Raw genomic sequence first — 643 nt, forward strand, 5'->3', positions numbered from 1 at the left:
TGGCTTTGTTCACCGTTGCAGTTTCTGCCACGCCGCCCACTGTCACGCCCGTGGCTGTGATCGCACCCGTTGCCAATGCAGCTGCTGTCGTGCCGTCATAGGTCTTGTTCTGGTTGCTCATGGCCACAGCCAAGTTGGCTTTGCTGATCGTGCCACCACCGACTACTGTTGAAACTGTAGTGGGCAAGTTGTAGTTGCTCAAATCTGCTGTGCCAGCCGCAAAGTCAGTTGCCACCAAGGTCGCGGTGACCGTTGTTGCAGCGTTCACGTTCTTGTCGTTGTAGGTGCCGCTGGCTTTGTTCACCGTTGCAGTTTCTGCCACGCCGCCCACTGTCACGCCCGTGGCTGTGATCGCACCCGTTGCCAATGCAGCTGCTGTCGTGCCGTCATAGGTTTTGTTCTGGTTGCTCATGGCCACAGCCAAGTTGGCTTTGCTGATCGTGCCACCACCGACTACTGTTGAAACTGTAGTGGGCAAGTTGTAGTTGCTCAAATCTGCTGTGCCAGCCGCAAAGTCAGTTGCCACCAAGGTCGCGGTGACCGTTGTTGCAGCGTTCACGTTCTTGCTGTTGTAGGTGCCGCTGGCTTTGTTCACCGTTGCAGTTTCTGCCACGCCGCCCACTGTCACGCCCGTGGCTGTGAT

General features: G+C 56.9%; 1 protein-coding gene. It reads right to left on the bottom strand.

Annotated features, from left to right (window positions below):
* Nucleotides 1-643, bottom strand: a 643-nt coding sequence (locus H663_RS41955; protein WP_240620616.1) for a YDG domain-containing protein, incomplete at both ends; no start/stop codon positions are given.

The sequence above is a fragment of the Limnohabitans planktonicus II-D5 genome (assembly GCF_001270065.2).
In the GTDB taxonomy this organism is placed as follows: Bacteria; Pseudomonadota; Gammaproteobacteria; order Burkholderiales; family Burkholderiaceae_C; genus Limnohabitans_A; species Limnohabitans_A planktonicus.